Origin of the sequence: Niveibacterium terrae, from assembly GCF_048213115.1 — a bacterium.
Classification (GTDB): domain Bacteria; phylum Pseudomonadota; class Gammaproteobacteria; order Burkholderiales; family Rhodocyclaceae; genus Niveibacterium; species Niveibacterium terrae.
Genome location: NZ_CP172404.1, coordinates 282009 through 308185, shown reverse-complemented (window position 1 = coordinate 308185; position 26177 = coordinate 282009). Strand labels below are relative to the sequence as shown.

Here is a 26177-nt window from a genome sequence, read left to right as displayed (position 1 = left end):
TCAGTGCAGTTTCTTTTTCGTCATCGCCACCGCGGCGCCGAGCAGCAGCGTCGCGTGCAGCGTCAGGATCGCGCAGTCCTTCGCGATCAGCGGCCAGACGTTGCCGGCCAGGAACAGCGTTTTCAACAGCTCTATGTAATAGGTCGCCGGCAGCAGCTGGCCGATGACACGGACCACAACCGGCACGCTGCGCAGATCGAACAGGAAGCCCGAGAGCATCAGCGCCGGCATGAAGCTCAGCACCAGCGCGAGCTGGCTGGCGAGGAACTGGCTCCGCGTCGCAGCCGAGATCACGAGGCCCATGCCCAGCGCGACCAGCAGATAGAGCATCGACACGGCGAGGATCAGCGCGAGCGAGCCCTGCATCGGCACGGCGAAGAGCAGGCGAGCGGCCACGAGGCACAGCAGCAGGCCCACGAGGCCCAGTGCGAAGTAGGGAATCAGCTTGCCGAGCAGGATCTCGAGCGGGCGCACCGGTGTCACGAACAGCGCTTCGAGCGTGCCCCGCTCCCATTCGCGCGCCATCACCAGCGCGGTCAGGAAAGCGCCGACCAGGGTCATGATCAGCACGATCAGGCCGGGCACCAGGAACCAGGTGCTGGTGTTCGCGGAGTTGAACCACAGCCTCTGCTCGATTGCGATCAGCCCGGCGGCGGGTTTGCCGGTCTGGTCCGCCGCGCGGCGCGCCGACTGCGCGAGCGCGTTCTGCACATAGCCCGTCACGATCCGCGCGCGGTTCGCATCGCCGCCGTGGACCAGGAGCTGGACATGGGCGTCGCCGGCGGCGAGCCGGCGCGAGAAGTCGGAAGGCAGGCGCAGGATGCCGTCGACGCGGCGTTCACGCATCAGCGTTTCGGCGTCGCGCATCGCCGGCAGCAGCACCGGCGCCAGGTAGGGCGACAGAGCGAGGCCGGAGACCGCCTCATGGGCCTGAGGAGACGCGTCCTCGAGCACGACCGCCAGCGGCGCGTTGCGCACGTCGAGCGACAGGCCGTAGCCGAAGAGCAGGATCAGGATGATGGGCAGCACGATGCCGATCGCGAGGTTGCCCGGATCGCGCAGCAATTGCCGGAATTCCTTCGCGACCAGCGCGGCGAGGCGGCGCCGGAAACCTCCGCTCAGTGCGTCGCTCATGCTGCGGCCCTCTCGTTCTGGGCGCGGTTGCGCTCGACGATCGCGATGAATGCGGCGTCCATGTCCGCCCCGCCGACCTCCGCCCTCACTTCGCGCGGCGTCCCCAGCGCGAGCAGGCTGCCCGCGTCCTGGATCACGATGCGGTCGCAGTACTCCGCCTCTTCCATGAAGTGAGTGGTCACGATCACGGTCGTTCCGGCATCGGCGAGCGTCGTGATCCGCCGCCAGAACTCGCGCCGCGCGAGCGGATCGGCACCGCTGGTCGGCTCGTCGAGGAAGAGGATCTCGGGTTCGTGCAGCAGCGCCGCGGCCATCGACAGCCTCTGCTTGAAGCCACCGGGGAGCTGACCGCTCGTCGTCGCGAGCTGGTCGCCGAGTTCGAACTCTTCGGCCACCGCGGCGATCCGGTCGGCGAGCCGCCTGCCGTACAGACCATAGGCTCCGCCGAAGAATTGCAGGTTCTCGGCGACCGACAGATTGCCGTAGAGCGCGAACTTCTGCGACACATAGCCGATCCGCCGCCTCGCTTCGGCGCGCGCATGGCGCAGATCGACGCCGGCGACCCGGAGATGGCCGCTGCTCGCCGGCAGCAGACCGCAGAGCATCCGGAAAGTCGTCGTCTTGCCGGCGCCGTTCGGCCCCAGCAGGCCGAAGATCTCGCCACGGTGCACCGAGAACGAAGTGCTGTTGACGGCGGTGAAGTCGCCGAAGCGGCGCACCAGGTCCTTCACTTCGATGACGGTCTCGCTGCGCTCGACGCTCCGCGCGCCGCCCCTATCCGGAACGGCGAGGCGGGCCGGCCGGAGCGAGCGCAGCAGAGTCATGAAGCCGTCTTCGAGGCGCGCGGGCACGGCCCGGACCGCGGCGCCGGCGAGCAGCGCCTCGGGCGCGGGAGCCGCGCGGATGAAGCGCACTTCGCCGCCCTGGGGCACGGCATCGACGGTGCCTTCCTCGTCGATCAACCTGGCCTGAAGGCTGCGCGCGGGCTCTCCGGCGGCCGGCGTCGCGACGAAGACCATTCCCTGGGCCCGGGCGAGGATCTCCTCCGGGCGGCCCTCGTCGATCAAGCGGCCTTCGTGCAGCACGAAAACCTTGGCGCAGCGCTCGGCCTCGTCCAGATAAGAGGTGCTGACGATCACGCTGAGCTGCTCGGCATCGACCAGTTGCTGGACGATCTGCCAGAGTTCGCGGCGCGACAGCGGATCGACGCCGACCGTCGGTTCGTCGAGCAGCAGCAGCTCGGGCGAGCGGACCAGCGTGCAGGCGAGGCCCAGCTTCTGTTTCATGCCGCCGGAGAGCTTGCCGGCCAGACGGGACGTGAAGCGCGCGAGGTCGGTCATCTCGAGCAGCCGCGCATAGCGTTCGCGGCGCAGCTCGGGCGGCACGCCGTGCAGGTCGGCGTAGAGGTCGAGGTTCTCCTGGATCGACAGATCCTCGTAGAGGCCGAAGCGCTGGGGCATGTAGCTGATCCGGTTCTGGATCTGCTGAGCCTCGCTCGCCGCTGCGAAGCCTAGCACCGTCAGCTCGCCCGAGTCGGCCTGATAGAGCCCGGCCGCGAGCCTCAGCAGAGTCGTCTTGCCGGCGCCGTCCGGGCCGACCAGCGCGGAGAGTTCGCCCCGGCGAACCGCGAGCGACACGTCATCGAGCGCCGTCGTCGCGCCGAATGATTTGCGCACGCCCCGCGCGAGCAGGGCCAGCTCGGCGCTCATCACTTGTCCGTCCGCGCGATGCGCACCGTCGCCGGCATACCCAGGCGCAGTTGATCGCGGGCGTCCTCGACGAAGACGCGCACCTCATAGACGAGGCTCGTTCTGAGCTCCTCGGTCTGCACGGTCTTGGGCGTGAATTCGGCGACCGACGAGATGTAGCCGACGCGACCGCTGATCGGTTGCTCGGGGTGGCTGTCGGTGCTGACCTGGGCCGCCATGCCGGACTTGATCCGGCCCAGATCCGCCTCGGCGACATAAGCCCTGACCCATTTCGGGTTCAGCAGCGCGAGCGCCAGAACCGGCTTCTGCGGGCTGGCCATGTCGCCCGGTTCGAGCAGACGGCTGCGGACGAGGCCATCGACCGGTGCGCGCAGATGCGCTTCATCGCGGTTGTGTTCGAGCAGCGCGAGCTGGGCCCGGCTCGCCTCGACCCTGGCGCGGGCTTCGGCAATCTCTTCCTTGCGCGGCCCGGCTTCGAGCAGCGCGAGCGCTTTCGCGGTGCTGTCCAGATTCGCCTTCGCGACTTTCAGTTTCGCTGCGCCGGAGTCGGCGTCCAGGGAGCTGACGGCCCGCCCTTCGGTGCTCGCGTTCGCAGAATGGATGCGCGCGAGCTGGGCGCTCGCATTGTCGAAATCGGCCTGGCTCGCGGCGAGCTTCGCTCTCGCCTGGGCGATCTCCTCAGGGCGGGAGCCGTTGCGCAATTTCAGCAGGACCTGTTCGCCGGCATCGAGCTGGGCTTTGGCCTGAGCGATTTCGAGTTCCAGGGTCTTCGTGTCGAGCACGCCCAGCTCTTGCCCGGCCTTGACCCGATCGCCCTCCGTGGCGGCGAGCGCCTTGATCCGCCCGCTGCCGTTGAAAGCCAGCGAAACCTGGCGCAGATCGACATTGCCGTAGAGGACCAGGCCAGAGTCGTCGGCGCCACGCTGCGTGACTTTCCAGGTCAGGGCGGCCGCAACCAGGGCCAGCAGAACGAGCGCGAAGAGGACTTTCTTCTTCATCAGAGACATCCTTCGAGTGGCAGCGGAGCGGGGTGCTCTCTCGCTTGAGTCAAATTCTAATTTGAATTTGAATTTGGAGTCAAGCTAGAATCCGGACATGGACAGCAAAGAGAAAACCCCACCGGCTCGCACCCGCCGCCAGGACGGAGAGACGACGCGCGCGAACATCCTGGAGACGGCGGGAGGGCTGTTCGCGGAACTCGGCTACGAAGCGACGACGGCCAAAGAGATCTGCCTGAAGGCGGGCTGCAACCTGGCTTCGGTGAACTACCATTTCGGAGGCCGCGACGGCCTTTACGCGGAAGTGCTGAAGGAGGCGCACAACCGCTTCATCAGCCTGGATCTGCTGACCGAAGTCGCGAACAGCCCGCTCGACGCGCGCGGCAAGCTCGGCCGCATCATCGACGGCATGCTCGATGGCCTGCACAGCGAGGGCTGGCATCTGCGCGTATTCATGCGCGAGATCGTCGCGCCTTCGGCGATGTTCGACCAGGTCTTCAACACCCGGATCTCACCCAAGCTCGCGATCATCCGCGGGCTGCTCAGCGAGATCACCGGCATCTCGACTGACGATCAGGCGCTCGCCCGCTGCTTCCTGAGCACCTTCGCACCCTGCACGATGCTGCTGGTCGCGAACCGGCACATGGTCAGCCGGGTCATGGCCGACTTCTGGACCGCGGAGGGCGAACTCGACTTCGAGGACCTGAAGACGCACATCAAGACCTTCGCCTTCGCGGGTCTCGATGCGGTCGCCGCGGCGCGGCGCGCGAAGGGCAGAAATTAGTTCAGCGCAAACTCGACCGCGGCCAGCGCGTGCAGCGTCGTCGTGTCGAAGACCGGGATCTCGACGTCGTCGGCGGAGAGGATCAAGGGCAGCTCGGTGCAGCCGAGCACGACCCCCTGGGCTCCGCGCGCGGCGAGATCCGCAACGATGACCTTGAGCGCCGCACGCGAGGAATCCTTGAAGATGCCGCGGCACAGCTCATCGAAGATGATTCGGTGGATCTCGGCGCGCTGCGCCTCATCCGGGATCACGCATTCGACGCCCTTGCTGTTCAGCCGCTCGACGTAAAAGCCCTGCTCCATCGTGAAGCGGGTTCCCATCAGGCCGACCGTCCTGCAGCCGGCCTTGACGATCGCGTCGGCGGTCACGTCGGCGATGTGCAGCAGCGGCACATCGACCGAGGCCTGAACCTCGGGCGCGACCTTGTGCATCGTGTTCGTGCCGATCAGCACGCAGTCGGCGCCGGCGCGCACCAGCGATCTGGCCGCAGCGGACAGCATCGCCGCCATCCCTTCCCAGTCGCCCTGCTTCTGCCGCGAAGCGATCTCTTCGAAGTCGACGCTGAGCATCGCGAGCGGCGCCGAACGCAGCCCGCCCAGACGGCGGCCGACTTCGCGATTGATGACCTGGTAGTACATGACCGTGGATTCCCAGCTCATGCCGCCGATCAGACCGATGGACTTCATCGAAGAACTCCTCAAATTCAGTAGGAAAGCGCTTCATTCTAGGAGCGAAGAGCGAGGGCGGATTTGCGTTTTTTGCTCGACATAGCGAGACTTGGGCAAGTTGGCTCCCCGGATTCATAAAAAAGTGAAACTCGATTCTAAGGACAAGCTAATCCTCGAAGAGCTGCAGAAGAATGCCGAGCAGCAGATCAGCGAGCTGGCCGCGAAGGTCAATCTGTCCACGACCCCCTGCTGGCGACGCATCCAGCGCCTCAAGGAAGAAGGGGTGATCACCCGCCAGGTCGCGCTGCTCGACCCGCACAAGATCAGGGTCGGCGTCACGGTCTTCGTGTCGGTGCGCACCCGCCATCACTCTCAGGACTGGTTCGAGACCTTCCGCGCGACGATCGACGCGATCCCCGAAGTCGTCGAGTTCTACCGGATGAGCGGCGACATCGACTATCTGCTGCGCGTCGTCGTGCCCGACATCGCTGCCTATGACGCGGTCTATAAGCGCCTGATCCGCAGCGACGAGCTCTCCGACGTCAGCTCCAGCTTCGCGCTCGAAGAGATCAAGTTCACGACCGCGCTGCCGCTCGATTACGCCGATTGATCTTCCCGGAGCGGCACCCAGTTGGACGAATCCGTCCGGCTGGGCGCACAACTGAACGGAAGTACAGCTTTGTCCGGCTTTTGCTACCATTGCCCAAAGCCGTTTTGAAGTCCAGACATGACCTACAACGAATCCTCCTTCCGCGTCCTCAAGGGACTGGAGCCGGTGCGCTCGCGCCCCGGCATGTACACCCGCACCGACTCGCCCGCCCACATCATCCAGGAAGTCATAGACAACGCCGCCGACGAAGCGCTGGCCGGCTTTGCGAAGAAGATCCAGGTCACGATGTATCGCGACGGATCGGTCGCGGTCGGCGACGACGGGCGCGGAATCCCGGTTGGCCTGCACCCGGTCGAGAAAGTGCCGGTCGTCGTGCTCGCCTACACGGTGCTGCACGCGGGCGGCAAGTTCGACAAGACTTCGGGCGCCTCGGCCTATGCGTTCTCGGGCGGCCTGCACGGAGTCGGCGTCGCGGTCACGACCGCGCTTTCCTCGCGCGTCGAGGTCGAGGTCAAACGCGAAGGCAAGGTTCATCAGGTCCAGTTCAACAACGGCGGACGCGAGATCGGCGAGATCGCCGAGACCGGCAGCTGCGGCCGGCAGAGCGGAACCCGGGTGCGGGTCTGGCCCGACCCGAAGTACTTCGATACGCCGAAAGTGCCGCTCGCCGAGATCGAACGCCTGTTGCGCTCGAAGGCGGTGCTGCTGCCCGGCGTCACGGTGACTCTGGAAGTCGAGCAGACCGACGGCAGCCTCGCGAAGAGCGAGTGGCATTACGCGGAGGGTCTGACCGGCTATCTGCGCGAGATGGCCGCCGGCGCCGAGCCTCTGGTGCCGATCCTCGCCGGCGAGAGCTACGCACAGGCGCACGAGGACTTCGCCGAGGGCGAAGGCGCAGCCTGGGCTTTCTGCTGGTTCGACGGCTTCGCGGCCAGCGAGAGCTATGTGAACCTGATCCCGACCGTCAACGGCGGCATGCACGAATCGGGACTGCGCGGCGGGATCTTCGAAGCGCTCAAATCCTTTGTCGACCTGCACGCGCTGCTGCCGCGCGGCGTCAAGCTGCAACAGGATGACGTCTGCGGCAAGATGAGCTTTTTGCTGTCGGCCCGCCTGCTCGATCCGCAGTTCCAGGGCCAGGTCAAAGAGAAGCTGAACTCGCGCGAAGCGGTCAAACTCGTCTCGACGATGGTGATGCCGCAGTTCGAAGCCTGGCTGAACCAGAACGTCGAGATGGGCAAGACGATCGCCGAGCTCGCGATCAGCCAGGCGCAGAGCCGGCTCAAGAGCGCCAAGAAGGTCGAGAAAAAGAAATCCTCGGGCGTCTCGGTGCTGCCGGGCAAGCTCGCCGACTGCGAGAGCGAGAACATCGTCGACAACGAGCTCTACCTCGTCGAGGGCGATTCGGCCGGCGGTTCGGCCAAGCTCGCGCGCAACCGCGAGACCCAGGCCATATTGCCGCTGCGCGGCAAGGTCCAGAACGCCTGGGAGATCGATACCGACCGGCTGTTCGCGAACGCCGAAATCCACGACATCTCGGTCGCTCTGGGCGTAGACCCTCACCCGGTGGACGCGCCCGAATCAGTGCTTGATCACCTGCGCTACGGCAAGGTCGTCATCATGGCCGATGCCGACGTCGACGGCTCGCACATCCAGACCCTGCTGCTGACGCTCTTCCTGCGCCACTTCCCGCTCCTGGTCGCGCACAGCCATGTCCATGTCGCGCTGCCGCCGCTCTACCGCGTCGACGTTCCGGCCTCAGGCAAGAAGCGCCCCGCCCGTCGCCTGTACTGTCTCGACGAACGGGAACTCGCCGCGGTGCGCGAGCGCCTCGCGAAGGAAGGGATCAAACCCGAAGCGCTCGAGATCGGCCGCTTCAAAGGCCTGGGCGAGATGAACCCGGAACAGCTGCGCGAGACCGCGATGGATCCGGCAACCCGCCGCGTGCTGCCGATCACGATGGACGACATCGCACTCGAAGACACGAAGGAGCTGTTCTGCCTGCTGATGGGCAAGGGCGAAGCCTCGGGCCGCCGCGCCTGGATGGAAGCGAAGGGCAACCTGGTCGAGGCGGATCTGTAAGAACCACCCGGGCGGGGCGGCACGCCCCGCGCCTACTGTTCCCGGGCGTGGACGCAGCTGACCGGGCCTTTGCGCCCCCGCTGGAAAACGGACAAGCCCGAGCAGAGTCTTTCGCTCTCCGGCACCGTGACGCCCCAGTAGATCAAGCGGTACTCGCGCTCGGACGGATCGCCCTTGGCGAAGCTGATATAGGCAACGTGAGTCGGCTGGTTGTCGAACAAAATCGCATAGCGCGGCGCCAAATCGGCCTTGCACTCGCTGGTCACGTTTACCTTGCAGGTCGGACAGACTTTCGGCGACTGCTCCTCGATCTGGCGGGTCAGCGTCTCGATGTTCTTCTGGCAGTCCGCCTGATCGACGGTCTTGCCGAGCATCACGCCTTCGATGTCCCGCCCCTGGACATTCATCTTCACGCGGGCCTCGGCATAGACCGGATTGGCGAGCACTTCGGGAGCCTGGACCTTCTGGTGATTCTGCTTCCACAGATAGCCAGCGGCGGCAAGGATGACCAGCACTACAAGGATGTTCTTCATCAGCGGATACTCGTCGGATCTTGAAGGGCAGGCAGGACGCCTGCGGCGGAGGGGGCAAAGCCCGGACATATTACAAAATAATTCAGAGGGCCGCGCACTTCTGTCTCCTGACGCCAGTGCCTCCGGAAACGGCACGGCCGACCGCAGCTGCATACAGCGCGAGGAAAGTTCTCCTCGCCTCCTCTTCGCCAAGCGAACAGAATCGGGGGCTTGACCCGTCCCTAAGGGCAGGGCTCAATCTTCACAGCGGTCCCGACCCCGGGGCTCATCAGATTCCGGACGACAAAGTGCTGACCATAGGACGTATCGCTCGCCTCTTCGGTATCACCGCAAAGACTCTGCGCCACTACGAGGGGCTTGGCCTCTTCGTGCCGGCCCGGGTCGATGCCTGGAGCGCCTATCGCTACTACACGCCGGAGCAGCTGCCCCAGTTGGCGAACATCCTGCGCCTGCGCTCGATCGGGATGCCGCTCGAAGCGATCCGCGAACTCGGCGACATGAAGTCCGCCGGATTCGCAGAACGCCTCACCGCAGCCCTGACCGAGCACTCCGAACGCCTGAAGCGGCAACTCGAAGAGGACAGGTCGGCGCTCGCGGCGACCGAGGATCTGATGCTGAACCTGACGCAAAGGAATTTCGCGATGATGAAAACCAGAGTGGTTGAGCTTCCCGCTTTCCGCCTGATCGGGCTTGAACTCGAGGACGGCAAGATCGAATCGATCGGCCCGATGTGGGATCGCTTCTGTTCCCGCTGCGCCGAGATCGTCGGCAACGAGGCGGGCGTCGCCTACGGCGCCTGCATCGGCGAACCGGGCGGCAAGTTCCGCTACCTCGCCGGAGTGCGGGTCGCCGAGGATGCGCCGGTGCCCGACGGCATGACTTCGTGGGTTGTCCCCGCGCAGAAGTATGCGATCTTCGTGCACCGCGGCCCGTACAAGGACATGGGCAACACGGTTCGCGACGTCTACGCGAAGGGCCTGCCCGAGAACGGCCTGACGACAGTCGAAGGAATCGATCTCGAGCGCTACGAATTCGCCCGCTGCCCGATGCCCGACGGCCCCGAGACCGAAGTCGACCTCTACGCGCCCGTCGCCTGACCCCCCTCTCCCCTGCCCCTCTCCCGCGAGCGGGAGAGGGTTTCAATGAGTTCTGTGATGGAAAAGATCGATCTCAAGAAAGAGCTGAAGTCCCTCTACCTTCCTTCCGCGAAAGCGGTCAGCGAAATCGAGGTCCCGCAGATGAACTATCTGATGGTCGACGGCGAAGGCGACCCGAACACTACGCCCGCCTACGCGGAGGCGATCGAGGCGTTGTTCGCGGTCTCCTACGCGGTCAAGTTCATGGTCAAGAAGGGCGAGACGGGGATCGACTATGGGGTCATGCCGCTCGAAGGCTTGTGGTGGGCAGAAGATCCCGCGGCCTTCATGGGCTCGGACAAGTCGGGCTGGCAATGGACGATGATGATCGCCCAGCCTGCCTTCGTTCCCGCGGAGCTGATCGCGCGCGCGATAGCCGAAGTCAGGACGAAGAAGAATCCGCCCGCGCTGTCGCGGCTGAGGCTGGAGCCGCTCGAGGAGGGCCGATGCGCGCAGATCCTGCACATCGGCCCGTTCAGCGAGGAAGGGGCCAGCGTCGCGAAACTGCACCAGTACATCGCCGATCACGGCGAGATGCGCGGCAAACACCACGAGATCTATCTGAGCGACATCCGCAAAGCGGCTCCCGAGAAATGGAAGACCGTGATCCGCCAGCCGATGCGCTGATCAGCGCCTGAGCTGCGCAAAAGCCGCGGGCTCCCAGCCCAACCGGCTCGCGATCAGCAGGCTGGCCCCGTGTTTGCGGGCAAGCGGCTCCGTCAGGCACTCTTCGTGCAGCTCGGCGAAACGCTTCCTGAGCTTCGCGATCTGTGCCGCGAGCTCTTCGAGAGCAGAGCCCGTGAGCATGCCGTGGACAAAAGCCAGCCGTTCGCCATCCGCGGAAAAGGAACTGGCGAGAAAATCGCCCAGCCCCTGATCACTGAAGAAGCGGCGGATCGGACCGTCCGCGCGCCAGTCGAAATCGCGCGCGATCAACAGGCGGATCCGGTTGCCAGGCAGCAGCGCGATCAGACCGAGCCGATCCAGATGCAGCAGGCACTGCAGGCATTCGGCCTCGCTCAGCGCATAGGCCGAGACGATGTCGGCCATCGCCCAGTGATTCAGCGCGCAGACCGCGACCAGCAGCAGCTTCATGTCCGAAACCAGCACAGCCTCCTCGCCCTCGCTGAGGATCCGGACAGGCTGGGCGCTCGTCTGCGCCTCGCGGGTCAGCTCGGCCAGCGAAAAACCCAGCAGCGCGGCGATCTGCGCGAGGCGTTCCAGCGTCATGTGCCCGGAAGAAAAGATCCGTTTGACGCTTGCCTCGGAGAGCGAGAGCGCCTGTCCGACATCCCGATAGCTCAGACCCTGACGCTTGAGCAGCCGCTTGACCGTCGCGAGCAGCGAGCCGATTTCGTTCATGAAGTAGCGGATTTCAATACCGGACAGCCAGTCTATCAGGACTTAGCGCGAAGAAATTCCACCGATCGACACTTCCTGCCAGCATCAGAGCCTCTGAACCCGGAAGCGAGCCATCGTGAAAAAACTGAGCGCCGTCTCTTTGCTGCTGTGTCTGATGCTGGGCTGCGCCCAGGCAGACGAATCGCCGTCCCCCGCCCCCAATCCGACCGAAAGCATCAAGCGGCTCGACGAAGCCCTTGCGGTCGGCGACGTCGTCTTCATCCACGTCGCACCGCTGCCGTTCCGGAAAGTCTCGGAGGCGACGCAGAGCTGGGTCAACCATGTCGGCATCGTCACCGACGTGTCGGGCGCCGAACCGGTCATCGCGGAGAGCGCCTTCCCCTTTTCGCGGACGACGGTTCTGAGCCGTTTCGTCGCACGTTCGAAAGGCGGCCGGGTCGCGGTCGCGCGGTTGGGTCAGGGGCTGAGCGAAACCCAGCGCCAGGCCCTTGTGCGCGCCAGCGAGCGGCGCATGGGGATCCTCTACGACACCGGTTTCAACCTGAAATCGCGCCGGGAGTTCTGCTCACGCTTCGTTCGCGAAGTGCTGATCGACGCAACCGGCATCGCGGTCGGAGAACCCGAGAGCTTCCGCACGCTGCTCGCGCGCAATCCCGACACCCGACTGGGTTTCTGGCGCGTCTGGTACTTCGGGAACATCCCGTGGGACAGGCAGACCGTGACGCCGGCCAGTCTCTATCACAGCGACAAGCTGCAGCGGGTCTTCGACGGTTTCGCGAGCTGAGCCCCCGCGGCAGAATCACTCCGAAGCCGGCTTCGCGAGCAGGTGGCGCACGGCGATGTCGGCGAGGACCAGCCCGGAAGCACCGAGCGCGATCAGGAACTGAACGCGCGAATCCAGATTCGAGTTGAACAGCCCGATCGCAGATCCGGCCATGAAGACGATGGCGACGATCGCCATCGCAAGATCAACAGCTTTGCTCATCAAGCCCTCATGCAGTACGAGCCGGCAAGGCCCGAGCCATGCATTTTGCATGAAAACACCGCATGGGGCAAAGACCCGCTCAGGTTCCGCTGCGGCGCACGTAGCGGCTCAGCTTCACATCGACGGTCAAGCCGAGTCCGGTCAGCGCGGCGGCACGGGCCCGGCCTTCGGGCGTTGCGCGGTGCAGATGCGGCGTCATCGCCAACAGATCGGCGAGCAGAGCGGCACCGGCGACCTCGACCCCAAAGCGGACCGCCTCGACGCCGAGCAGTTCAAAACCCTCGGGGCACGCGGCTTCGTGCACCTTCTCCGGCTTCAGGCTGGGGTAGATGATCTCGCGCAGCTCGCGCAGGTGATCCGGGCCGGCATCAACCATCAACAGCTGACCACCCGGCTTCAAGACCCGCGCAAACTCCGGATAGACCGGGAAACCGAACAGGCACAACACCCTGTCCAGCGTGCCGGAGAGCACCGGCAGGGTCGCGTTGCTGCCGACGACCCAAGCGGCACGCTTTTCCCGTTTTGCGGCGGACTGCACCGCCCACTTCGAGATGTCCAGGCCGAGCAGTGAAAGGCGGTGCCCCTCGGGAACGGCACCGGCGAGCTGACGCAGGTAATAGCCTTCGCCGCTGCCGGCGTCGAGGCAGGCGGCGTCAACGGGCAGATCGGTCAGCGCCGCTTCGGCCAAGGCCGCGGCAATCCGGTGATAGAAGCCGGCCTCGAGGAAACGCCGCCGCGCCGCGACCATCTCGCGGCTGTCGCCCGGATCGCGCGAGCGCTTGTTCTGGACCGGCAGCAGGTTGATGTAGCCCTGACTCGCGACGTCGAACGAGTGGCCGGAAGCACAGCGCCAGCAGCCCGCCTGCGGATGGAGCGGCGCGCCATCCAGAGGGCAGGCGAGCGACGAGAAGGGGGTGATGCTCACGGCGGTGCCGCCGCTCAGGCTTCGTGGACCAGCGCGAGGATCTTTTCGAGCTCCTCGGCATCGACTTCGTCGAAGTTGCCCGGCACATCGCTGTCGATGTCGAGCACTGCGATCACGGCGCCGCTGGCATCGCGCAAGGGCACGCAGATCTCGGACTTGCTGCGGCTGTCGCAGGCGATGTGGCCGGGAAAGAGTTCGACGTCGGGCACGACGACGGTCTTTCCGCCGTTGATCGCCGCCCAGCACACTCCGGTGTCCTTCTGCAGCTCCATGCAGGCAATCGGGCCTTGATACATCTTGACGACCAGCCGCCCCTCCCTGAGACCGTAAAAGCCGGTCCAGAAGAAGTGGCTCATCTTGTGGTGCAGCAGCGCGACGACCGAGGCCATCCGCGCCTCGGCATCCGGGCTCTTGGCCAGCAGGCTCTTCAACTGGGTCTGGATGCGGCCGTAGGCGGCCCTCTTCTTCGTGCTATCCATGCTTGGTCCGTCCGACGAATTCCTAAACTTCGCATTCTGCCACGCACGCGAAGCTGCCCGAGGCCCCGCCTCTGCGATATCCTCCCCCCCCATGACTCGACCCAAACCTTTTTCGATGATCCGCGAGTTCCAGCTCGCAGACTGGTTCACGCTCGGCAATGCCGTCTGTGGTGTCAGCGCCCTCTTCGCCGTGATGTCCTATCTGCAGAGCCTGGACATCATCCACGTCTATTTCGCGTGCGCGCTGATCCCGCTGGCCCTGATCTTCGACGTGCTCGACGGGCGCATTGCACGCTGGCGGCAGAAGAGCTCGGCGATGGGCCGCGAGCTCGACTCGCTGGCCGACGTGATCTCGTTCGGCGTCGCGCCGGCCGCGATCGCCTACGGCTGCGGCGCACAGGGTTTCTACGACCGCATCGTGCTGGTTTTCTTCGTCGCCTGCGGCGTCTCGCGCCTCGCCCGCTACAACATCACCGCCGACAGGCTCTCCGAGGGCGGAGACAAGGTCAAATACTTCGAAGGCACGCCGATTCCGACTTCGATGTTCCTGGTTCTGCTGCTCGGCTTCGCCAGCTCCCAGGGCGCGGTCGGCCTGGCCCTGTGGGGCGGAGCGCTGGAAGTCGCCGGCGCGACGCTGCACCCGATCGTGCTGCTGTTCGCGATCTCGGGCGCGCTGATGATCAGCCGGATCCGGATCCCGAAGCTCTAGGCCCGAGCCGCGAGTCCGGCCAACATGTGGCGGACGAAGGCGAGGCTGTTGAGGCTCGCGCGCGGCAGGATCTGCTCGTAGTCCGCGACCGCGTCGCCGTCGGCCATGTCCGAGATCGTCCGCGCGACCAGGAAGGGCAAGCCATTCAGGGAGCAGACCAGAGCGACGGCAGCGCCTTCCATCTCGACCGCGTCGCCATCGAGCTCGTCGTGCAGATGGGCGTGGCTGGCCAGCTCGCGGTGGGTGATGAACTGATCCCCGGTGCAGATCCGCCCCAGATGGAGCCGGCCTTCGGCGGGCTGATAACGGGCCGCGATGTCGAGCAGCTGCGCGTCGGGCTCGACGAAGCGGATGTCCGAGAACGGGATCTGACCGCGCGGCACGCCCAGCGCGGCGCTCTCGAGGTCGTGCTGGACCAGATCGCGCCCCAGCACCGTGTCGCCGATCCGGATGTCCCGCTTCAGGCTCCCGGCGAGGCCGGTGAACAGCAGCGCTTTCGGCCCGACCCTGTCGATGAAGTGCTGGGCGCGCATCGCCGCCATGACCTTGCCCACTCCGGTCTTGCTGACCAGAACGGGATGGCCGTCCAACATGCCGCGGTGCTCTTCGATGCCCTGCCACTGCGCCGTCTCGCGCCCTTCCATGACCGACAGGAATTCGGCGATCTCGGTGTCCATCGCGCCCAGGATAACGATCATTGAAACCTCCTCAAGGAGGGCCGATTATCCCGCGAATCCCGAGCCCCCAACCAGCGCCGCCCGCTCTGACACATGTCGGACACATTTTGTGGCTACGGGCGTTCCAGAATGACGCTTTACCTCCAGGAGATCCCCGATGCGAATTCGTCCTCTCGCTCTGGCCACCAGCCTCGCGCTCGCCAGCCTGATCGTCCCGCCGGCGTTTGCCGCCGGAAGCCCTTCGGCCTCCGCCCGCGCAGTGATCTCCGAGGGTGATTCGATACGCATCGGTTTCGAGAAGATCCGCCTCGCCAACGGGCTCGAAGTGATCCTCGCTGAGGATCACCGCCTGCCTCTGGTCACTTTCGACCTGTGGATCCACGCCGGACCGCGCAACGAGACCGCGGGTCTGACCGGCTTCGCCCACCTGTTCGAGCACCTGATGTTCGCCGGCACCCGCCACATTCCGCGCGGCCAGGCCGACCGCATCCTCGACACGGCCGGCGTCAGCGATTCGAACGGCAGCACCGATTTCGACCGCACCAACTATTTCTTCACCCTGCCTTCGAACCAGCTCGAACTGGGCATGTGGATCAAGTCCGACATGCTCGGCTACATGATCGACCAGGTCGACGGCACCGCGCTCGCGAACCAGCAGGACGTGGTCCGCAACGAGCGCCGCCAGAACGTCGAGAACCGCCCCTACGGCATCGTCGAGGAGGCGCTCTACAACGAGCTGTACCCGGCGGGCCACCCCTATCATGCGATGGTGATGGGCACCCACGCCGACATCCAGAACGCGAAGCTCGCGGACGTGAAGCGCTTCGCGCGCACCTTCTACCGCCCGAACAACGCGACCCTGGTCCTGGTCGGCGACTTCAAACCGGCCGAAGCAAAGAAGCTGCTCGACAAATACTTCGCACCGCTCAAGGCCGGCGAGGCCGTGCCTGCCGTCGTCGTACCGCCGGTCAGGATCACGGCCGAGAAGCGCATCACAGTGACCGACCACGTCGAGCTGCCCAAGGTCTATATGGGCTGGGTCACGTCGCCGGTGTTCAAGCCGGGCGACGCCGAGCTGGGCGTCGCCAGCCAAATCCTCGCCGGCGGAAAATCGAGCCGGCTCTACAAGAGCCTCGTCTATGATCGGCAGATCGCCCAGTCGGTCAACGCCAGCCAGTACCCGCTGTCACTCGGCTCAACCTTCTCGATCGAAGCAACCGCGCGCCCCGGCCACAGCGCCGAAGAGCTCGAAAAGGCGATCGACGAGGAGCTCACGAAACTCGCGACGACCCCTCCCGACGCAGACGAACTCGCCCGCGCCCGCACCACGATCAAGACCCAGATGCTGAGCGGCCTGGAGAAGGGCATCGGCATCGCCGAGCAGCTGAACTATTACAACCAACATGCGGGCGACCCGGGCTATCTGCCCCAGGATCTGGCCAAGCTGGACGCGATCACGCCGGCCGACATCCAGCGCGAAGTCGCCAGCCAGCTCCGGCGCGACGCCCGCGTCGTCGTCTATGGCCTACCGGGCGAACAAAAGCTCGCGCCGGAAGTGCCGACGCCTCCCGCGCCAACCGGCGCCAAGGCAGCCGAACGCGAGAGCCTCAATGCCGATGTCGCGTGGCGCAAGAGCCAGCCGAAGGCGGGCGCCGCCCGTCCGCTGAGCCTGCCCGCCGCGACCACGGTCAAGCTCGCGAACGGCCTGACCCTGATCCATGTGCCGAACCCGGGCGTGCCTCTGGTCAGCGCCGAGCTGAAGCTCGCCTCCGGCGCGAACGCGAATACCACCCCCGGCCTCGCGAGCTTCACCGCCGCGATGCTGCAGGAAGGCACGAAAACGCGCAGCGCGCCGCAGATCGCCGACGACGCCGCGGCGCTGGGCGCAACGCTCGCCACGTCGGCGGCCGCCGAGAGCAGCTCGGCACAGATCACGGCGCTGAAGGACAAGTTCCCGCAGGCGCTCGCGCTGCTCGCCGACGCGGTGCGCAACCCGGCCTTCGCGGACGAGGAGATCACCCGCAGCAAGAAGGCAAGGAGCGCGGCACTCGCCCAGCAGCGTGAGAACGCGCAGGCGACCGCGGCCGTCGTCGCAAGAGCGGCGCTGTTCGGCGAAGATCACCCTTTGGGCCAGGGCGAGCTCGGCGACGAAGCGGCGATCGAGGCGACCAGCAAGGCCAGCTTGCTCGCCTACTGGCAGGCGAACTACCGCCCCGACAACGCGGCGCTGATCGTCTCAGGCAGTCTGAGCCTCGCCGAAGCGAAAGCGCTCGCCGAGCGGAACTTCGGTGACTGGAAGGGCGAAGGCACGGCGCACACCGCAAAGCTGCCGCCCGCGAAACCGACGGCTGCGCGCATCGTCATCGTCGACAAGCCCGGCGCGCCGCAGACCGCACTGCGGGTGGTCCGCTCCGCGCCGAAGGCGGGCGTGTCCGACGAAGCCGCGCTCGAAGTGATGAACGCGGCGATGGGAGGGCTCTTCACGAGCCGGATCAACACGGTGCTGCGCGAAGAGAAGGGCTATACGTATGGAGTCTATTCGCGCTACCAGCTCGGCCGTGAGTTCGGCACCTTCACGAGCCTCGGCGGTGTCCGCACCGACGTGACCGGCGCGGCGCTCAAGGATCTGTTCCACGAAGTCGACGGCATGCGCGCGAAGCCTCTGCCCGCCGCAGAGCTCGCGAAGGCGCGCAACGCGGAACTGCTGAGCCTGCCCGGCAAGTTCGACACGAACGCGGCGATCGTTTCGAGCTTCGCTCAGGGCTGGTCGCTGGGCCTGGGCACGGACTATGTGACGAGTCTGCCGAAGCGGCTCGCCGCCGTCGATGCCGCCGCCGCGTTCAAAGCTGCGAAGAAGTACGCCGACTCGAACGCGCTGACCGTGATCGCGGTCGGCGACCGCGCGAAGATCGCACCCCAGCTCGACGCGCTGGGGAGAGCCCCGATCGAAGTGCGCGGCCCGGATGGCAAGCTGCTCAAGTAAATCGCCACCACCCTCGCGGAGCGCTCTTGACGCTCGCTCCGCGAGGGGCTAGTCGTAAACGCTGGTCCATCACCCGCTTCGATCATGGCCTGGCTGAGCCGTCTCTTCGCCCTCTTCCGCCCCCCTCCTCAACGCTCCCAGCGCGCCGCGCCAGCCGCAGCCACGCCCGGCGAACCTGAGACCCAGCCGCCCCAGCCCGCCGTCGAATCGGCCCCGCTGCCAGAAGAAGCGGCCTGGCGCCGCAGCGAAGTGTTCGACCGCGAGCGCCGCTTCCTCGCCGACCTGATCGGCGCGAATTGCTGCCCGCACGACGGCTTCGACCCGGCGTCCCCGCGGATCAGGCGCACGCTCGACGCGCTGCTGATCGAGAAACTGCTGGCGCTGGTGCCGCACTGGCCGGCAGGCCGTGCGATCCTGCTCAGGCTGGACATGGCCAGCCTGAGCCACCCCGGGCTGGAGCGGCTGCGCGCGCTGAATCCAACCCTGGTACTGGCCACTCGCCGCCCCGAGATGCCGCCTTCGCCGAAACGGCTGGCCCTGATCGAGGAGTTGCGCCGCCAGGGCTTGCGTCTAGCGATCGAGATCCGCCCGGACACGCCCTGGTTTTCCGCCCTGGCCGATCTCGCCGACGAGTTCGTGCTGAACTTCGCCGAACTGGATCCGGCCGGCCTGCATCGCTCGGGCAAGCTGCTCGCGCACCGCTTTCCGCGCACGCCCCGCCTGGCCACGGGACTAGGCAGTCCGGAAGCCTTCGAGTTCGCGCAGAGGCTGGGCTGCACGGCTTTCGAGGGCGATTTCGCCCGCCTCTTCGGCCCCTGGAAAGGGCGGCGCGTTACCCCCCGCTACCTGCGCCTTGCGCGGCTGATGACCGAGATCGACAAGCAGCGCGACAACCACGAGATCGTCGGCGTGCTCAAACAGGATCTGGCGCTGTCCTACCGACTGCTGCGTCACGTCAATTCGGCAGCGCTGGCGCTGGACACTCCGGTCGCGACGGTCCAGCACGCGCTGATCGTGATGGGCCAGACCCAGCTCTACCGCTGGCTGTCCCTGCTGCTTTTCGCGAGCAACGCCCAGCGCGGCCCTCGGGATCCGATGTTCGAGAAAGCCCAGGTCCGAGCCAGGATGATGGAGCAACTGGGGCGAGACAAGCCCGAACTCGATCCGGACGAGCTCTTCGTGACCGGCCTCTTCTCGCTGCTGGACAGGCTTCTGCAAGTGCCGGCCGAGATCGCGCTGACTCCGCTGCGTCTGCCCGAGCACGCACAGGCGGCACTGCTCAGGCGCGAAGGCCCGCTCTCCCCCTACCTCGCCTGCGCCGAGAGCTGCGAGAACGGCGATCTGCCAACTCTGCTCATGGCGAGCCGGGCGATAGGCAGCCGCCCCATCTTGGTCAGCCAACGCCATTTCGAAGCGCTCGCCTGGGCCCAGACGATGGCGAGCGAAGAACCCGGTTGAAAGTCGGGGCGGTCGCCCCCCCATTCAGCAGCCCGAAAAGCGGGCAATAAAAAAGCGCCGCGGGTCGCGGCGCGGGTTCCGGTCCGAGCCGATCGCTCGAACCTGCCTCAAGGGCTGACCCGACGTCCGGGCGCTTGTGGCGCGACGGACGCGGTGGCGCTCGGTGCGCGGCGGATCACGCCGTGGCCGAGCGGGTTTCAGAAAAGAAAGCCGGATTGCCGGCTCCGGCACGGGCGACCGCGCTGACCAGGGCCAGGATCGCCGCGGTCGTCACGCTGCCGTGCAGGCCGGCGCCGAACACGGTTCCGGGGACACCGTCGACCGCGATCTCGACAAAGGCCGCGGCGCGCGCGTCCGAACCGGGCGAGACCGATCTCTCCTCGAAGGACGCGACCCGGACCGGCAGGCCCAGGGCCTGGACCGCCGCTTCGAGCGGGCCGTTGCCCCGCCCTTCGCGCGTCGTCTCGACTCCGTCCCGGCGCACCGTCAGCCGGATGCCCTGCTGCTCGCCGGCCTCGAAGAGCTGGTGCGCGACATAGGCGGGAGCGGAAGTCTCCAGATAGGTCTCGCAGAAGATCTTCCACAGATGAGCTGCGTCGAGTTCGCTGCCGCTCGCATCGAGCCGCTTCTGCACTTCGGCCGCGAATTCGACCTGCATCCGCCGCGGCAGGCTGATCCCGTAGTGGGTCTCCAACATCCACGCGATGCCGCCCTTGCCCGACTGGCTGTTCACGCGGATCACCGATTCGTAGCTGCGCCCGAGATCGCGCGGGTCGATCGGCAGATAAGGCACCTCCCAGAAGCCGTCGGGGTCCTGGACCGCGAAGCCCTTGCGGATCGCGTCCTGGTGAGAGCCGGAAAAGGCCGTGAACACCAGATCGCCGACATAGGGATGACGGGGATGGACGGGAAGCTGGGTCAGCTCCTCGACGGTGCGCGCGACCGCGCTGATGTCCGAGAAGTCGAGCTTCGGATCGACCCCCTGCGTGTAGAGGTTCAGCGCGACCGTGACGAGATCGACGTTGCCGGTGCGCTCGCCGTTGCCGAACAGACAACCTTCGACGCGGTCGGCTCCGGCCATCAACGCGAGCTCGGTCGCCGCGACCGCCGAGCCGCGGTCGTTGTGCGGATGCACGCTCAGCACGATGCCGTCGCGACGCGCCAGATTCCGGTCCATCCACTCGATCTGGTCCGCATAGATGTTGGCCGTCGCGCCCTCGATCGTCGCCGGCAGATTGATGATGACCGGGTGCTCGGCGCTCGCCTGCCAGATCCCGGTCACCGCATCGACGACTTCCTTCGCGAAGTCGAGTTCGGTCGCCGAGAACACTTCGGGGCTGTATTCGAACATCCATTCGGTGCCGGGACGCTTCAAGGCTTCGCGCTTGAGCAGCATTGCGGCCTCGACCGCCAGCGCCTTCGTGCCCTCGCGGTCGGCGCCGAAGACGATCTTGCGGAAAGCCGGTGCGACCGCGTTATAGACGTGAACGATCGCCCGCTTCGCGCCGGCCAGCGAGTCGAAAGTGCGCTCGACCAGGTGTTCGCGCGCCTGGGTCAGCACCGAGATCGTCACGTCGTCGGGGATGTGGCCACCTTCGATCAGCTGACGGACGAAGTCGAAGTCGGTCTGCGATGCGGACGGGAAGGCGACTTCGATCTCCTTGAAACCGATCGCGACCAGAGTCTTGAAGAGTTTGAGCTTAGCGGCAGGCGACATCGGCTCGAACAGAGCCTGATTGCCGTCGCGCAGGTCGGTCGAAAGCCAGACGGGCGCTTGCGAAATCGTCCGGCCCGGCCAGCGCCGGTCGGCGAGATCAATCGGAGGAAAGGGGCGGTACTTGACTGCGGGCTGCTTCAACATCGTTTTCTCCTGGCGGATCGGGGATGAATCGCGGCGTGGCAAAGGCTGTCAGGCTGCCGCGACGTGGCGGAACGCACGGCCTGACAGCCGATCGGCAGTCGTAGCAGGGACAGATTCAGCAGCAGATTCATCGCAAAACTCCGGGAGACGGAAAGGATTCGGCCATGCAGCAGCCCCGCTTGGGCGGGACGGGCAAAACCAACAGGAGGGGGGAAGGATTAGCTGCGCGCGGGGCGCAGCAGTCGGCCCAGACCCAGCAGGGTCAGGGAGGGCAGGCTCAGCAGGAGCGAGAGGGCCGAATGCGAATGCATGGTGCCCACCTTAAACTCGGTTGCGCCCCGGAGTCAAGCGCGCGGCCCCTGCGTTAGACTGGGGCCGTCCGAAAAAGGAGATTCGATGAGACTCGCGCAGAGCTTCGCCGCGCTGGCCCTGCTGGCGCCTCTGGCCACCCTCGCCGCGACCGACGCCGATCTGGCCAGGATGCGCGGCTGCTTCACCTGCCACACGCTGGAAGGCAAGGCGATCGGCCCGTCCTTCAAGGACATCGCTCGCCGCTACAAGGCCGACAAGGGCGCCGAATCACGCCTCGCCGTCCGGATCAGGAACGGCGGCAGCGGCGCCTGGGGAAAGCTCCCGATGCCGGCCAGTCCGCTCACCGAAGCCGAAGCGCGGCAGCTCGCGCGCTGGACGATGGGGCGCTGAGGCCGGAGAGAACTCATGATGCAAAGATTGCCGGCACCCTATTCCACGATCAGGCGGGCAGATTCAGACCTCGCTCGAAAAGGGTGTCGATGGATGTCTCTTCGACCATCGTTCTGGAGAACATGAAGCCCAGGCGGCGAACCACGGCGATGGATGCAAAGTTGCGCTGATCAATTTGGGCCTGTGCCCTATCGATGTCGCCGCGCCGACCGATTTCGCTTATCAACCAGCTCAGGGCTTCTGTGGCATAGCCTCGACCCCAATGCAGTGGCGACAACACGTAGGCAACTTCCGCCAAGCGCAGGCTTGGCATCAGCGTGGCCTGAACATAGCCGATCGGTGTGGGCAAATCGTGACGGAACACGATGAAGTTCCACCAAAGCTCTTCGGGCGACAGAGAACCCCTTTCCAGCCGCCGGTAGCGCTCTTGCAATGCTTCGACGCTCACGTAGCGGACGTCCGGGATATAGGCGTAGAGGCGCTCATCCGATAACACAGGGAACATCGCGGACGCGTGGGCCTCCGACAAAGTTTCCAGGCGCAAACGGCTCGTGTGAGCGATCATGGCGCCTCCCCCAAACCCATTGGCTCTTGCATTCAATCATTTTGACGGATGGCAGACAGCTTGCTGCAAGTGGAGTGCCTCCGCGTCACTTCTCTGCCGTGGTCGCCAGCTTCTAAGCGCCACCCGGCCTATTTACTGAAACTTCTCCCCGAAGTTTTCCTTAACCTGCTCGCCGCATTCCTGGCAGACGACATAGCGGTCCGTCAGCTCGATCCAGGCCAGGCCGCCGCTCCCCCAGCCGGAGAAGAATCCGCTGAAAAAGGCTTTCATTTTTTCCTTCCGGCTGGTCCCGAACTTCGAGGGCTTCTGTCTGACGATCTCGCGATGCTCGGTGTTCTTCTTGCAGTGCTCGCAGTATCTTTTTGTCATCTCTGATTCCTGACACGGGAATCGGGGCCCGCCCGTCCCGCTCGATTCATCCCGGTCAGCGCCCGCTGGCCGGGTCTGCCGTCACTTCTTCGCCGGCGTCGCCTGCTTCTGGAGCTCGACCGTGGCCTCCCTGCCCAGCTCCATCATCTTCGGCAGCACTCCCTGAATCTGCCCCTGCATCTCCTTCATCGAGATCGCTGCGAGCTTGGGCTGACTCTCCAGCATCTTCTGGCCCAGAGGCGTCTTGTAGAAGACGATCAGCTCGCGGATCTCGGCTTCCGAGTAGGTCTGTGTGTAAACCGCGATCTGAAAGGCCTTCATCTTCGGCCAGGACAGCGTCTCACCGATCAGATCCGACGTCCCCCTGACGAAGCGCTGCATCGTCTCCTTCTGGGCTTCGTTGAGCCCTTCTTTGGCAGAGCTGGCTTTCATCTGGGTCACGAACTGCGCGATGACCTGTTCGCGGACTCCACTGACCAGGCTCTCGGCATGGATCGTGTCGAGCAGATCCTCCACCGCTTTCCTGTGGCTGGCCTCGTCGGCATGGGCGAGGCTGGCAAAACACAGCAGCGCGGCGGCGAGCAGGGCAGGCAATTTCATCTTCGACTCCGGTTTGAGGGAATCCGTGCAGCATAGCGCAGCCTTGGCCTGGGCAGCCATCTGCAGCTTGCGATAGATGAAATCACGGTGAGGTGAGAAGGCCAGGCTGGCTGAGCGCCGGCGGGAATTGGCCCTCTCCCTGAGCCCTCCCCCAGAGGGGGAGGGAATCAGAAGCTCTGCGCGAGCTCAGTTCTTGGCTTTTTTCGCGCTCTTCGTGGCCTTCTTGGCCGACTTGGCGGCCTTGGGCGCGTCTTCGGTCTTGGCGGCTTCGTCTGCCTGGGCAGCTCCTTCGGCGGCGGCCTTTTCCGGCCCGGCCAGCTCGGCGATCATCTTCTGTGCGATCTGTTCGAGTTCGGGCATCAGCGACTGCATGTCGGTGCGGATCTCGTCGGTCGAGGCAGCAACGATGGCGGGCATCTGGGTCAGCATCTTCTGGCCGACCGGAGTCGCGTAGAAAGTGTTCAGAGCCTGGATTTCCTGCTCGGTGAAAGCCTTCTGGTAGGCGGCGACCTGGACGGTCCTGATCTTGTCCCAGGCGAGGTGCTTGCCGAACAGATCGGTCGCTTCCTTCGTATAGCGCGCAACGGCCGCCTTCTGGACTTCGTTCAGTTCGCCCTGGGCCTGCTGACCGGCGATCTCGGAGAGCTGAGTCAGCATGTGCTCGCGGATGCCGTTGATCTGGGCTTCGGCATGCGTGATTTCGAGCAGCTTCTCGATCGCCTTCTGCTGGCTGGCATCGTCGGCGTGGGCAAAGCAGGAGGCCGACAGCAGAGCCGCGGCACAGAGGATACGGGTACGCATGAAAACTCCACAGAGGGTAAAACGCGCAAGCATACCCGTCGGCGCCAGGCTAGGCGACCTGATAGCTCGCCAACGCCTCTTCGAGTTCCTGAAAACGTTGTCCGACATCCCTGATGCGCTCCGCCAGCGACGTGATCTGGGCGTTGCTGCGGTGAGTGTCGGAATCGATCGCATCGACATCCGCGCCGATCGACCCGACCGCGGCGATGTGCTCGTTCGAGTCGGCAAGCATCCTCTGCAACACGCCTCTCGCCTCGCCAGCGCTTCGTTCCAGGCCACGGCTTGCCTCGCGAATCCCGGCCGCCCCGCCTATCGCCTGGTCGGCGGTGGCGAGAGCGGACCGGGTCTGCGCGCGCAAGGCCTTCAGGTTCTCGATCAGACTGGACGTCACGTCGCGGATCTCCCGGGTTGCCTGCTGGCTGTGCTCGGACAAGGTGCGCACTTCGTCGGCAACGACAGAGAAGCCTCGCCCGTATTCGCCGGCCCGGGCGGCCTCGATCGCCGCGTTCAGCGACAGAAGCCGGGTGCGCTGGGCGACTCCGTCGATCAACTGCGAGGACTGGTCCACCCGCTGCATCGCCAGATCGACCGACGAGAGCACCTGAATCACCTCGCGGACGGTCGCCGACAAGGACTCCAGGTGGGAGAGCGTCTCGACCGACGAGGAGGCCGCCTGTTCCATCGAAGCGAGCGCGGCATGAACCGCCGCCGAGGACTGCGCATTGCGTTCATTCATCTGCGCGACCTTGTCCCGCACCAGATCGAGGTCTTCCTTGGTCCGGGAAATCCGCTGCTGCTGGGACAGGGCGCCCTGCTGAGTCCGCTCGGCGATCATCCCGACCTCGTCGACGACGCGCCCGATGTCGCCGCCCAGATCCTTCCAGCGGGCAACCGACTGCTTGACCTGGTGCTGCATGCCGGCAAAGGACGCCCCCAGGCTTGCCGGATAGCGTTCGTCGAACTCGAACTGAACGCGCAGATCGCCAGCCGCGATGTCGCGCGCGGCCCGGGCAAGCGCTGCGGGTTCCCCCCCGACAACGGCGATAATCCGCCGCGACAGGCGCAGATTGACCGCGAACAGCGCGCCGGCGCCCAGCAAAGTCAGCAATGCGCTGCCGAATCCCATCAGACGAAGGGTCTGCGCATAGCGCTGCTGCTGAGCCACGGCCTCAAGCGCGACTTCGGCGTTCAGCTTTTCGGCGTTGGCCTGAACCCGGCCTATCGTCAGCTGCAGCGTCGGCAGCATGAACTGGGCGGCTTCCTGCTGCCCTCTGCGGACCGCGGGAATCAGATCGCGCTCGATCTTCTCGAACATCTCGCTGCTGGCCTTGATCTGGGCATCGAGGAGGCTGCGCAGCGCAGCGGATCCGGCGACCGGACTCGTGCGCCACTGTCTGGCGGCCAGGTAGAAAGCTTTCTTGTTGGCCTCATAGCGACTGACGATCGGACTGACGTCACCGCTGGATTCAACCAGCACATAGGCGGCATTGATCGCTTCGAGCGGATAGAGCGGCGGGGGCGTGATCGCGGCCGCGAACTCCCTGACTTCAGCGATCGAGGAATGAGCCGTCTGAGCGCGCAGCAGCGTTGCGACAAAGATCGCAAACGCAAGGGCCAGGGCAAGAATGGAAACGATCGTCAGAGTCAGCAAGGCCCGGCGAAGCGGCAGAGCCTGTTCCTCGCGCTGACGGTTTATCTGGGGGAAGGCGAGCATGTGAACACTGGGTGGTGGCTACCCTCACACGATCGAGCAGATCTGTTTCAGTTCTTGCCGCGGACCATGAACTTTTGTCACAGCCCGGGCAAGACGAGGAGATCAGGCCTTGACGAGCTCAGTCTTGACGCGGCTCTTGGATTTGAGCTCGTTGCAGGCATTGCACCACCAGTTGCTGGCGCCGCAGGCGGCGAGGTGTTCGAGCTCGGCGCCGCAGTCGCCGCACAGACCGCGGATCCGGTAATCGGCGTCGCATTCGGCGCAGTGCCAGAGCTTGCCGCGCGAAGCGAGCGCCGTTCCGTGGATCGGGCACAGGCGTTCCATAGCCCCTCC

Annotated in this window: 27 protein-coding genes; 10 read left to right on the top strand and 17 right to left on the bottom strand. The window is 65.5% G+C overall.

The features are described from left to right. From ACHFB9_RS01390 to ACHFB9_RS01380, 3 genes are read right to left on the bottom strand one after another with little or no spacing between them, the layout of a single operon-like run. Entirely contained in the window at nucleotides 1-1134 is a 1134-nt protein-coding gene (locus ACHFB9_RS01390) for an ABC transporter permease (RefSeq protein ID WP_417069192.1), read from the bottom strand. Continuing rightward, entirely contained in the window at nucleotides 1131-2843 is a 1713-nt protein-coding gene (locus ACHFB9_RS01385; RefSeq protein WP_417069191.1) for an ATP-binding cassette domain-containing protein, read from the bottom strand. The genes ACHFB9_RS01390 and ACHFB9_RS01385 overlap by 4 nt, the downstream gene beginning before the upstream one ends. Next, nucleotides 2843-3841 (bottom strand): HlyD family efflux transporter periplasmic adaptor subunit, encoded by a 999-nt coding sequence (locus ACHFB9_RS01380; RefSeq protein WP_417069190.1) that lies wholly within the window; start codon nucleotides 3839-3841, stop codon nucleotides 2843-2845. Before ACHFB9_RS01380 ends, ACHFB9_RS01385 begins: the two co-directional genes overlap by 1 nt. A 97-nt stretch (nucleotides 3842-3938) precedes the next feature. Here ACHFB9_RS01380 and ACHFB9_RS01375 point away from each other — a divergent pair, with 97 nt between their 5' ends. Then, on the top strand, nucleotides 3939-4625 hold the full coding sequence (locus ACHFB9_RS01375) for a TetR/AcrR family transcriptional regulator (RefSeq protein ID WP_417069189.1): 687 nt from the start codon (nucleotides 3939-3941) through the stop codon (nucleotides 4623-4625). Here ACHFB9_RS01375 and ACHFB9_RS01370 read toward each other — a convergent pair. Continuing rightward, nucleotides 4622-5311, bottom strand: coding sequence for an aspartate/glutamate racemase family protein (locus ACHFB9_RS01370; RefSeq protein ID WP_417069188.1), 690 nt, complete (start codon nucleotides 5309-5311; stop codon nucleotides 4622-4624). The genes ACHFB9_RS01375 and ACHFB9_RS01370 overlap by 4 nt on opposite strands. Before the next feature lie 124 nt (nucleotides 5312-5435). Here ACHFB9_RS01370 and ACHFB9_RS01365 point away from each other — a divergent pair, with 124 nt between their 5' ends. Continuing rightward, on the top strand, nucleotides 5436-5903 hold the full coding sequence (locus tag ACHFB9_RS01365) for an Lrp/AsnC family transcriptional regulator (RefSeq protein ID WP_417069187.1): 468 nt from the start codon (nucleotides 5436-5438) through the stop codon (nucleotides 5901-5903). 117 nt (nucleotides 5904-6020) lie between these two features. After that, nucleotides 6021-7985 (top strand): DNA topoisomerase IV subunit B, encoded by a 1965-nt coding sequence (locus ACHFB9_RS01360; RefSeq protein WP_417069186.1) that lies wholly within the window; start codon nucleotides 6021-6023, stop codon nucleotides 7983-7985. 32 nt (nucleotides 7986-8017) lie between these two features. Here ACHFB9_RS01360 and ACHFB9_RS01355 read toward each other — a convergent pair whose 3' ends face one another. Beyond that, a complete protein-coding gene (locus tag ACHFB9_RS01355; protein ID WP_417069185.1) occupies nucleotides 8018-8518 on the bottom strand; it encodes a hypothetical protein in 501 nt (166 codons plus the stop codon). 287 nt (nucleotides 8519-8805) lie between these two features. On the opposite strand from ACHFB9_RS01355, the gene ACHFB9_RS01350 reads away from it, so the two are divergent. Continuing rightward, the gene (locus ACHFB9_RS01350) at nucleotides 8806-9615 is read left to right on the top strand and encodes a MerR family transcriptional regulator (RefSeq protein WP_417069184.1); all 810 of its coding nucleotides are present in this window, start codon (nucleotides 8806-8808) and stop codon (nucleotides 9613-9615) included. A 57-nt stretch (nucleotides 9616-9672) separates the two neighbouring features. After that, nucleotides 9673-10281, top strand: coding sequence for a GyrI-like domain-containing protein (locus tag ACHFB9_RS01345; RefSeq protein WP_417069183.1), 609 nt, complete (start codon nucleotides 9673-9675; stop codon nucleotides 10279-10281). On the opposite strand, the gene ACHFB9_RS01340 is transcribed toward ACHFB9_RS01345, so the two are convergent. After that, nucleotides 10282-11016, bottom strand: coding sequence for a helix-turn-helix domain-containing protein (locus ACHFB9_RS01340; RefSeq protein WP_417069182.1), 735 nt, complete (start codon nucleotides 11014-11016; stop codon nucleotides 10282-10284). 115 nt (nucleotides 11017-11131) lie between these two features. Here ACHFB9_RS01340 and ACHFB9_RS01335 point away from each other — a divergent pair, with 115 nt between their 5' ends. After that, nucleotides 11132-11800 (top strand): YebB family permuted papain-like enzyme, encoded by a 669-nt coding sequence (locus ACHFB9_RS01335; protein WP_417069181.1) that lies wholly within the window; start codon nucleotides 11132-11134, stop codon nucleotides 11798-11800. Between the two features lie 15 nt (nucleotides 11801-11815). Here the strand turns inward: ACHFB9_RS01335 and ACHFB9_RS01330 are convergent, their stop codons facing one another. From ACHFB9_RS01330 to ACHFB9_RS01320, 3 genes are all read right to left on the bottom strand, one after another. After that, nucleotides 11816-12001, bottom strand: coding sequence for a hypothetical protein (locus ACHFB9_RS01330; RefSeq protein ID WP_417069180.1), 186 nt, complete (start codon nucleotides 11999-12001; stop codon nucleotides 11816-11818). Nucleotides 12002-12080: 79 nt separating this feature from the next. Next, on the bottom strand, nucleotides 12081-12926 hold the full coding sequence (locus ACHFB9_RS01325; RefSeq protein WP_417069179.1) for a putative RNA methyltransferase: 846 nt from the start codon (nucleotides 12924-12926) through the stop codon (nucleotides 12081-12083). A 14-nt stretch (nucleotides 12927-12940) separates the two neighbouring features. Then, nucleotides 12941-13405, bottom strand: a complete 465-nt coding sequence (locus ACHFB9_RS01320; protein ID WP_417069178.1) for a GAF domain-containing protein — start codon at nucleotides 13403-13405, stop codon at nucleotides 12941-12943. Between the two features lie 91 nt (nucleotides 13406-13496). Between ACHFB9_RS01320 and pssA the strand changes: the two genes are divergently transcribed. Then, nucleotides 13497-14114, top strand: a complete 618-nt coding sequence (gene pssA / locus ACHFB9_RS01315) for a CDP-diacylglycerol--serine O-phosphatidyltransferase (RefSeq protein WP_417069177.1) — start codon at nucleotides 13497-13499, stop codon at nucleotides 14112-14114. On the opposite strand, the gene ACHFB9_RS01310 is transcribed toward pssA, so the two are convergent. Next, complete coding sequence (locus ACHFB9_RS01310; RefSeq protein WP_417069176.1) at nucleotides 14111-14812, bottom strand: 5'-methylthioadenosine/adenosylhomocysteine nucleosidase; 702 nt, start codon at nucleotides 14810-14812, stop codon at nucleotides 14111-14113. The two genes, pssA and ACHFB9_RS01310, sit on opposite strands and share 4 nt — an antisense overlap. Nucleotides 14813-14948: 136 nt before the next feature. On the opposite strand from ACHFB9_RS01310, the gene ACHFB9_RS01305 reads away from it, so the two are divergent. Both ACHFB9_RS01305 and ACHFB9_RS01300 read left to right on the top strand, forming a co-directional pair. Beyond that, nucleotides 14949-17774 carry a M16 family metallopeptidase gene (locus tag ACHFB9_RS01305; protein WP_417069175.1) on the top strand — a complete coding sequence of 942 codons (2826 nt, stop codon included), beginning with the start codon at nucleotides 14949-14951 and terminating at the stop codon, nucleotides 17772-17774. Between the two features lie 84 nt (nucleotides 17775-17858). Next, entirely contained in the window at nucleotides 17859-19232 is a 1374-nt protein-coding gene (locus tag ACHFB9_RS01300; RefSeq protein WP_417069174.1) for an EAL and HDOD domain-containing protein, read from the top strand. A gap of 175 nt (nucleotides 19233-19407) precedes the next feature. Here ACHFB9_RS01300 and leuA read toward each other — a convergent pair whose 3' ends face one another. Then, entirely contained in the window at nucleotides 19408-21093 is a 1686-nt protein-coding gene (gene leuA / locus ACHFB9_RS01295) for a 2-isopropylmalate synthase (protein ID WP_417069173.1), read from the bottom strand. Nucleotides 21094-21489: 396 nt separating this feature from the next. Between leuA and ACHFB9_RS01290 the strand changes: the two genes are divergently transcribed. Then, the gene (locus ACHFB9_RS01290) at nucleotides 21490-21795 is read left to right on the top strand and encodes a c-type cytochrome (protein ID WP_417069172.1); all 306 of its coding nucleotides are present in this window, start codon (nucleotides 21490-21492) and stop codon (nucleotides 21793-21795) included. Between the two features lie 49 nt (nucleotides 21796-21844). On the opposite strand, the gene ACHFB9_RS01285 is transcribed toward ACHFB9_RS01290, so the two are convergent. The 6 genes from ACHFB9_RS01285 to ACHFB9_RS01260 form a co-directional block, all read right to left on the bottom strand. Next, a complete protein-coding gene (locus ACHFB9_RS01285) occupies nucleotides 21845-22360 on the bottom strand; it encodes a GNAT family N-acetyltransferase (RefSeq protein WP_417069171.1) in 516 nt (171 codons plus the stop codon). A 132-nt stretch (nucleotides 22361-22492) separates the two neighbouring features. Beyond that, the gene (locus ACHFB9_RS01280; RefSeq protein ID WP_417069170.1) at nucleotides 22493-22729 is read right to left on the bottom strand and encodes a hypothetical protein; all 237 of its coding nucleotides are present in this window, start codon (nucleotides 22727-22729) and stop codon (nucleotides 22493-22495) included. Nucleotides 22730-22810: 81 nt separating this feature from the next. Next, complete coding sequence (locus ACHFB9_RS01275) at nucleotides 22811-23329, bottom strand: DUF2059 domain-containing protein (RefSeq protein ID WP_417069169.1); 519 nt, start codon at nucleotides 23327-23329, stop codon at nucleotides 22811-22813. Between the two features lie 186 nt (nucleotides 23330-23515). Then, nucleotides 23516-24130: a DUF2059 domain-containing protein gene (locus tag ACHFB9_RS01270; protein ID WP_417069168.1), complete on the bottom strand. Its 615-nt coding sequence runs from the start codon at nucleotides 24128-24130 to the stop codon at nucleotides 23516-23518. 49 nt (nucleotides 24131-24179) lie between these two features. Then, entirely contained in the window at nucleotides 24180-25844 is a 1665-nt protein-coding gene (locus ACHFB9_RS01265; protein WP_417069167.1) for a methyl-accepting chemotaxis protein, read from the bottom strand. A 102-nt stretch (nucleotides 25845-25946) separates the two neighbouring features. Continuing rightward, entirely contained in the window at nucleotides 25947-26168 is a 222-nt protein-coding gene (locus ACHFB9_RS01260; protein ID WP_417069166.1) for a zinc ribbon domain-containing protein, read from the bottom strand. Nucleotides 26169-26177 lie beyond the last annotated feature (9 nt).

Coding starts and splice junctions, on each gene's coding strand:
- ACHFB9_RS01285 (WP_417069171.1), bottom strand. CDS start 22,360: ATGATCGCTCACACGAGCCGTTTGCGCCTGGAAACTTTGTCGGAGGCC.
- ACHFB9_RS01320 (WP_417069178.1), bottom strand. CDS start 13,405: ATGGATAGCACGAAGAAGAGGGCCGCCTACGGCCGCATCCAGACCCAG.
- ACHFB9_RS01340 (WP_417069182.1), bottom strand. CDS start 11,016: ATGAACGAAATCGGCTCGCTGCTCGCGACGGTCAAGCGGCTGCTCAAG.
- ACHFB9_RS01300 (WP_417069174.1), top strand. CDS start 17,859: ATGGCCTGGCTGAGCCGTCTCTTCGCCCTCTTCCGCCCCCCTCCTCAA.
- leuA (WP_417069173.1), bottom strand. CDS start 21,093: ATGTTGAAGCAGCCCGCAGTCAAGTACCGCCCCTTTCCTCCGATTGAT.
- ACHFB9_RS01370 (WP_417069188.1), bottom strand. CDS start 5,311: ATGAAGTCCATCGGTCTGATCGGCGGCATGAGCTGGGAATCCACGGTC.
- ACHFB9_RS01390 (WP_417069192.1), bottom strand. CDS start 1,134: ATGAGCGACGCACTGAGCGGAGGTTTCCGGCGCCGCCTCGCCGCGCTG.
- ACHFB9_RS01355 (WP_417069185.1), bottom strand. CDS start 8,518: ATGAAGAACATCCTTGTAGTGCTGGTCATCCTTGCCGCCGCTGGCTAT.
- pssA (WP_417069177.1), top strand. CDS start 13,497: ATGACTCGACCCAAACCTTTTTCGATGATCCGCGAGTTCCAGCTCGCA.
- ACHFB9_RS01380 (WP_417069190.1), bottom strand. CDS start 3,841: ATGAAGAAGAAAGTCCTCTTCGCGCTCGTTCTGCTGGCCCTGGTTGCG.
- ACHFB9_RS01260 (WP_417069166.1), bottom strand. CDS start 26,168: ATGGAACGCCTGTGCCCGATCCACGGAACGGCGCTCGCTTCGCGCGGC.
- ACHFB9_RS01265 (WP_417069167.1), bottom strand. CDS start 25,844: ATGCTCGCCTTCCCCCAGATAAACCGTCAGCGCGAGGAACAGGCTCTG.
- ACHFB9_RS01360 (WP_417069186.1), top strand. CDS start 6,021: ATGACCTACAACGAATCCTCCTTCCGCGTCCTCAAGGGACTGGAGCCG.
- ACHFB9_RS01305 (WP_417069175.1), top strand. CDS start 14,949: ATGCGAATTCGTCCTCTCGCTCTGGCCACCAGCCTCGCGCTCGCCAGC.
- ACHFB9_RS01330 (WP_417069180.1), bottom strand. CDS start 12,001: ATGAGCAAAGCTGTTGATCTTGCGATGGCGATCGTCGCCATCGTCTTC.
- ACHFB9_RS01290 (WP_417069172.1), top strand. CDS start 21,490: ATGAGACTCGCGCAGAGCTTCGCCGCGCTGGCCCTGCTGGCGCCTCTG.
- ACHFB9_RS01280 (WP_417069170.1), bottom strand. CDS start 22,729: ATGACAAAAAGATACTGCGAGCACTGCAAGAAGAACACCGAGCATCGC.
- ACHFB9_RS01345 (WP_417069183.1), top strand. CDS start 9,673: ATGGAAAAGATCGATCTCAAGAAAGAGCTGAAGTCCCTCTACCTTCCT.
- ACHFB9_RS01275 (WP_417069169.1), bottom strand. CDS start 23,329: ATGAAATTGCCTGCCCTGCTCGCCGCCGCGCTGCTGTGTTTTGCCAGC.
- ACHFB9_RS01375 (WP_417069189.1), top strand. CDS start 3,939: ATGGACAGCAAAGAGAAAACCCCACCGGCTCGCACCCGCCGCCAGGAC.
- ACHFB9_RS01385 (WP_417069191.1), bottom strand. CDS start 2,843: ATGAGCGCCGAGCTGGCCCTGCTCGCGCGGGGCGTGCGCAAATCATTC.
- ACHFB9_RS01310 (WP_417069176.1), bottom strand. CDS start 14,812: ATGATCGTTATCCTGGGCGCGATGGACACCGAGATCGCCGAATTCCTG.
- ACHFB9_RS01270 (WP_417069168.1), bottom strand. CDS start 24,130: ATGCGTACCCGTATCCTCTGTGCCGCGGCTCTGCTGTCGGCCTCCTGC.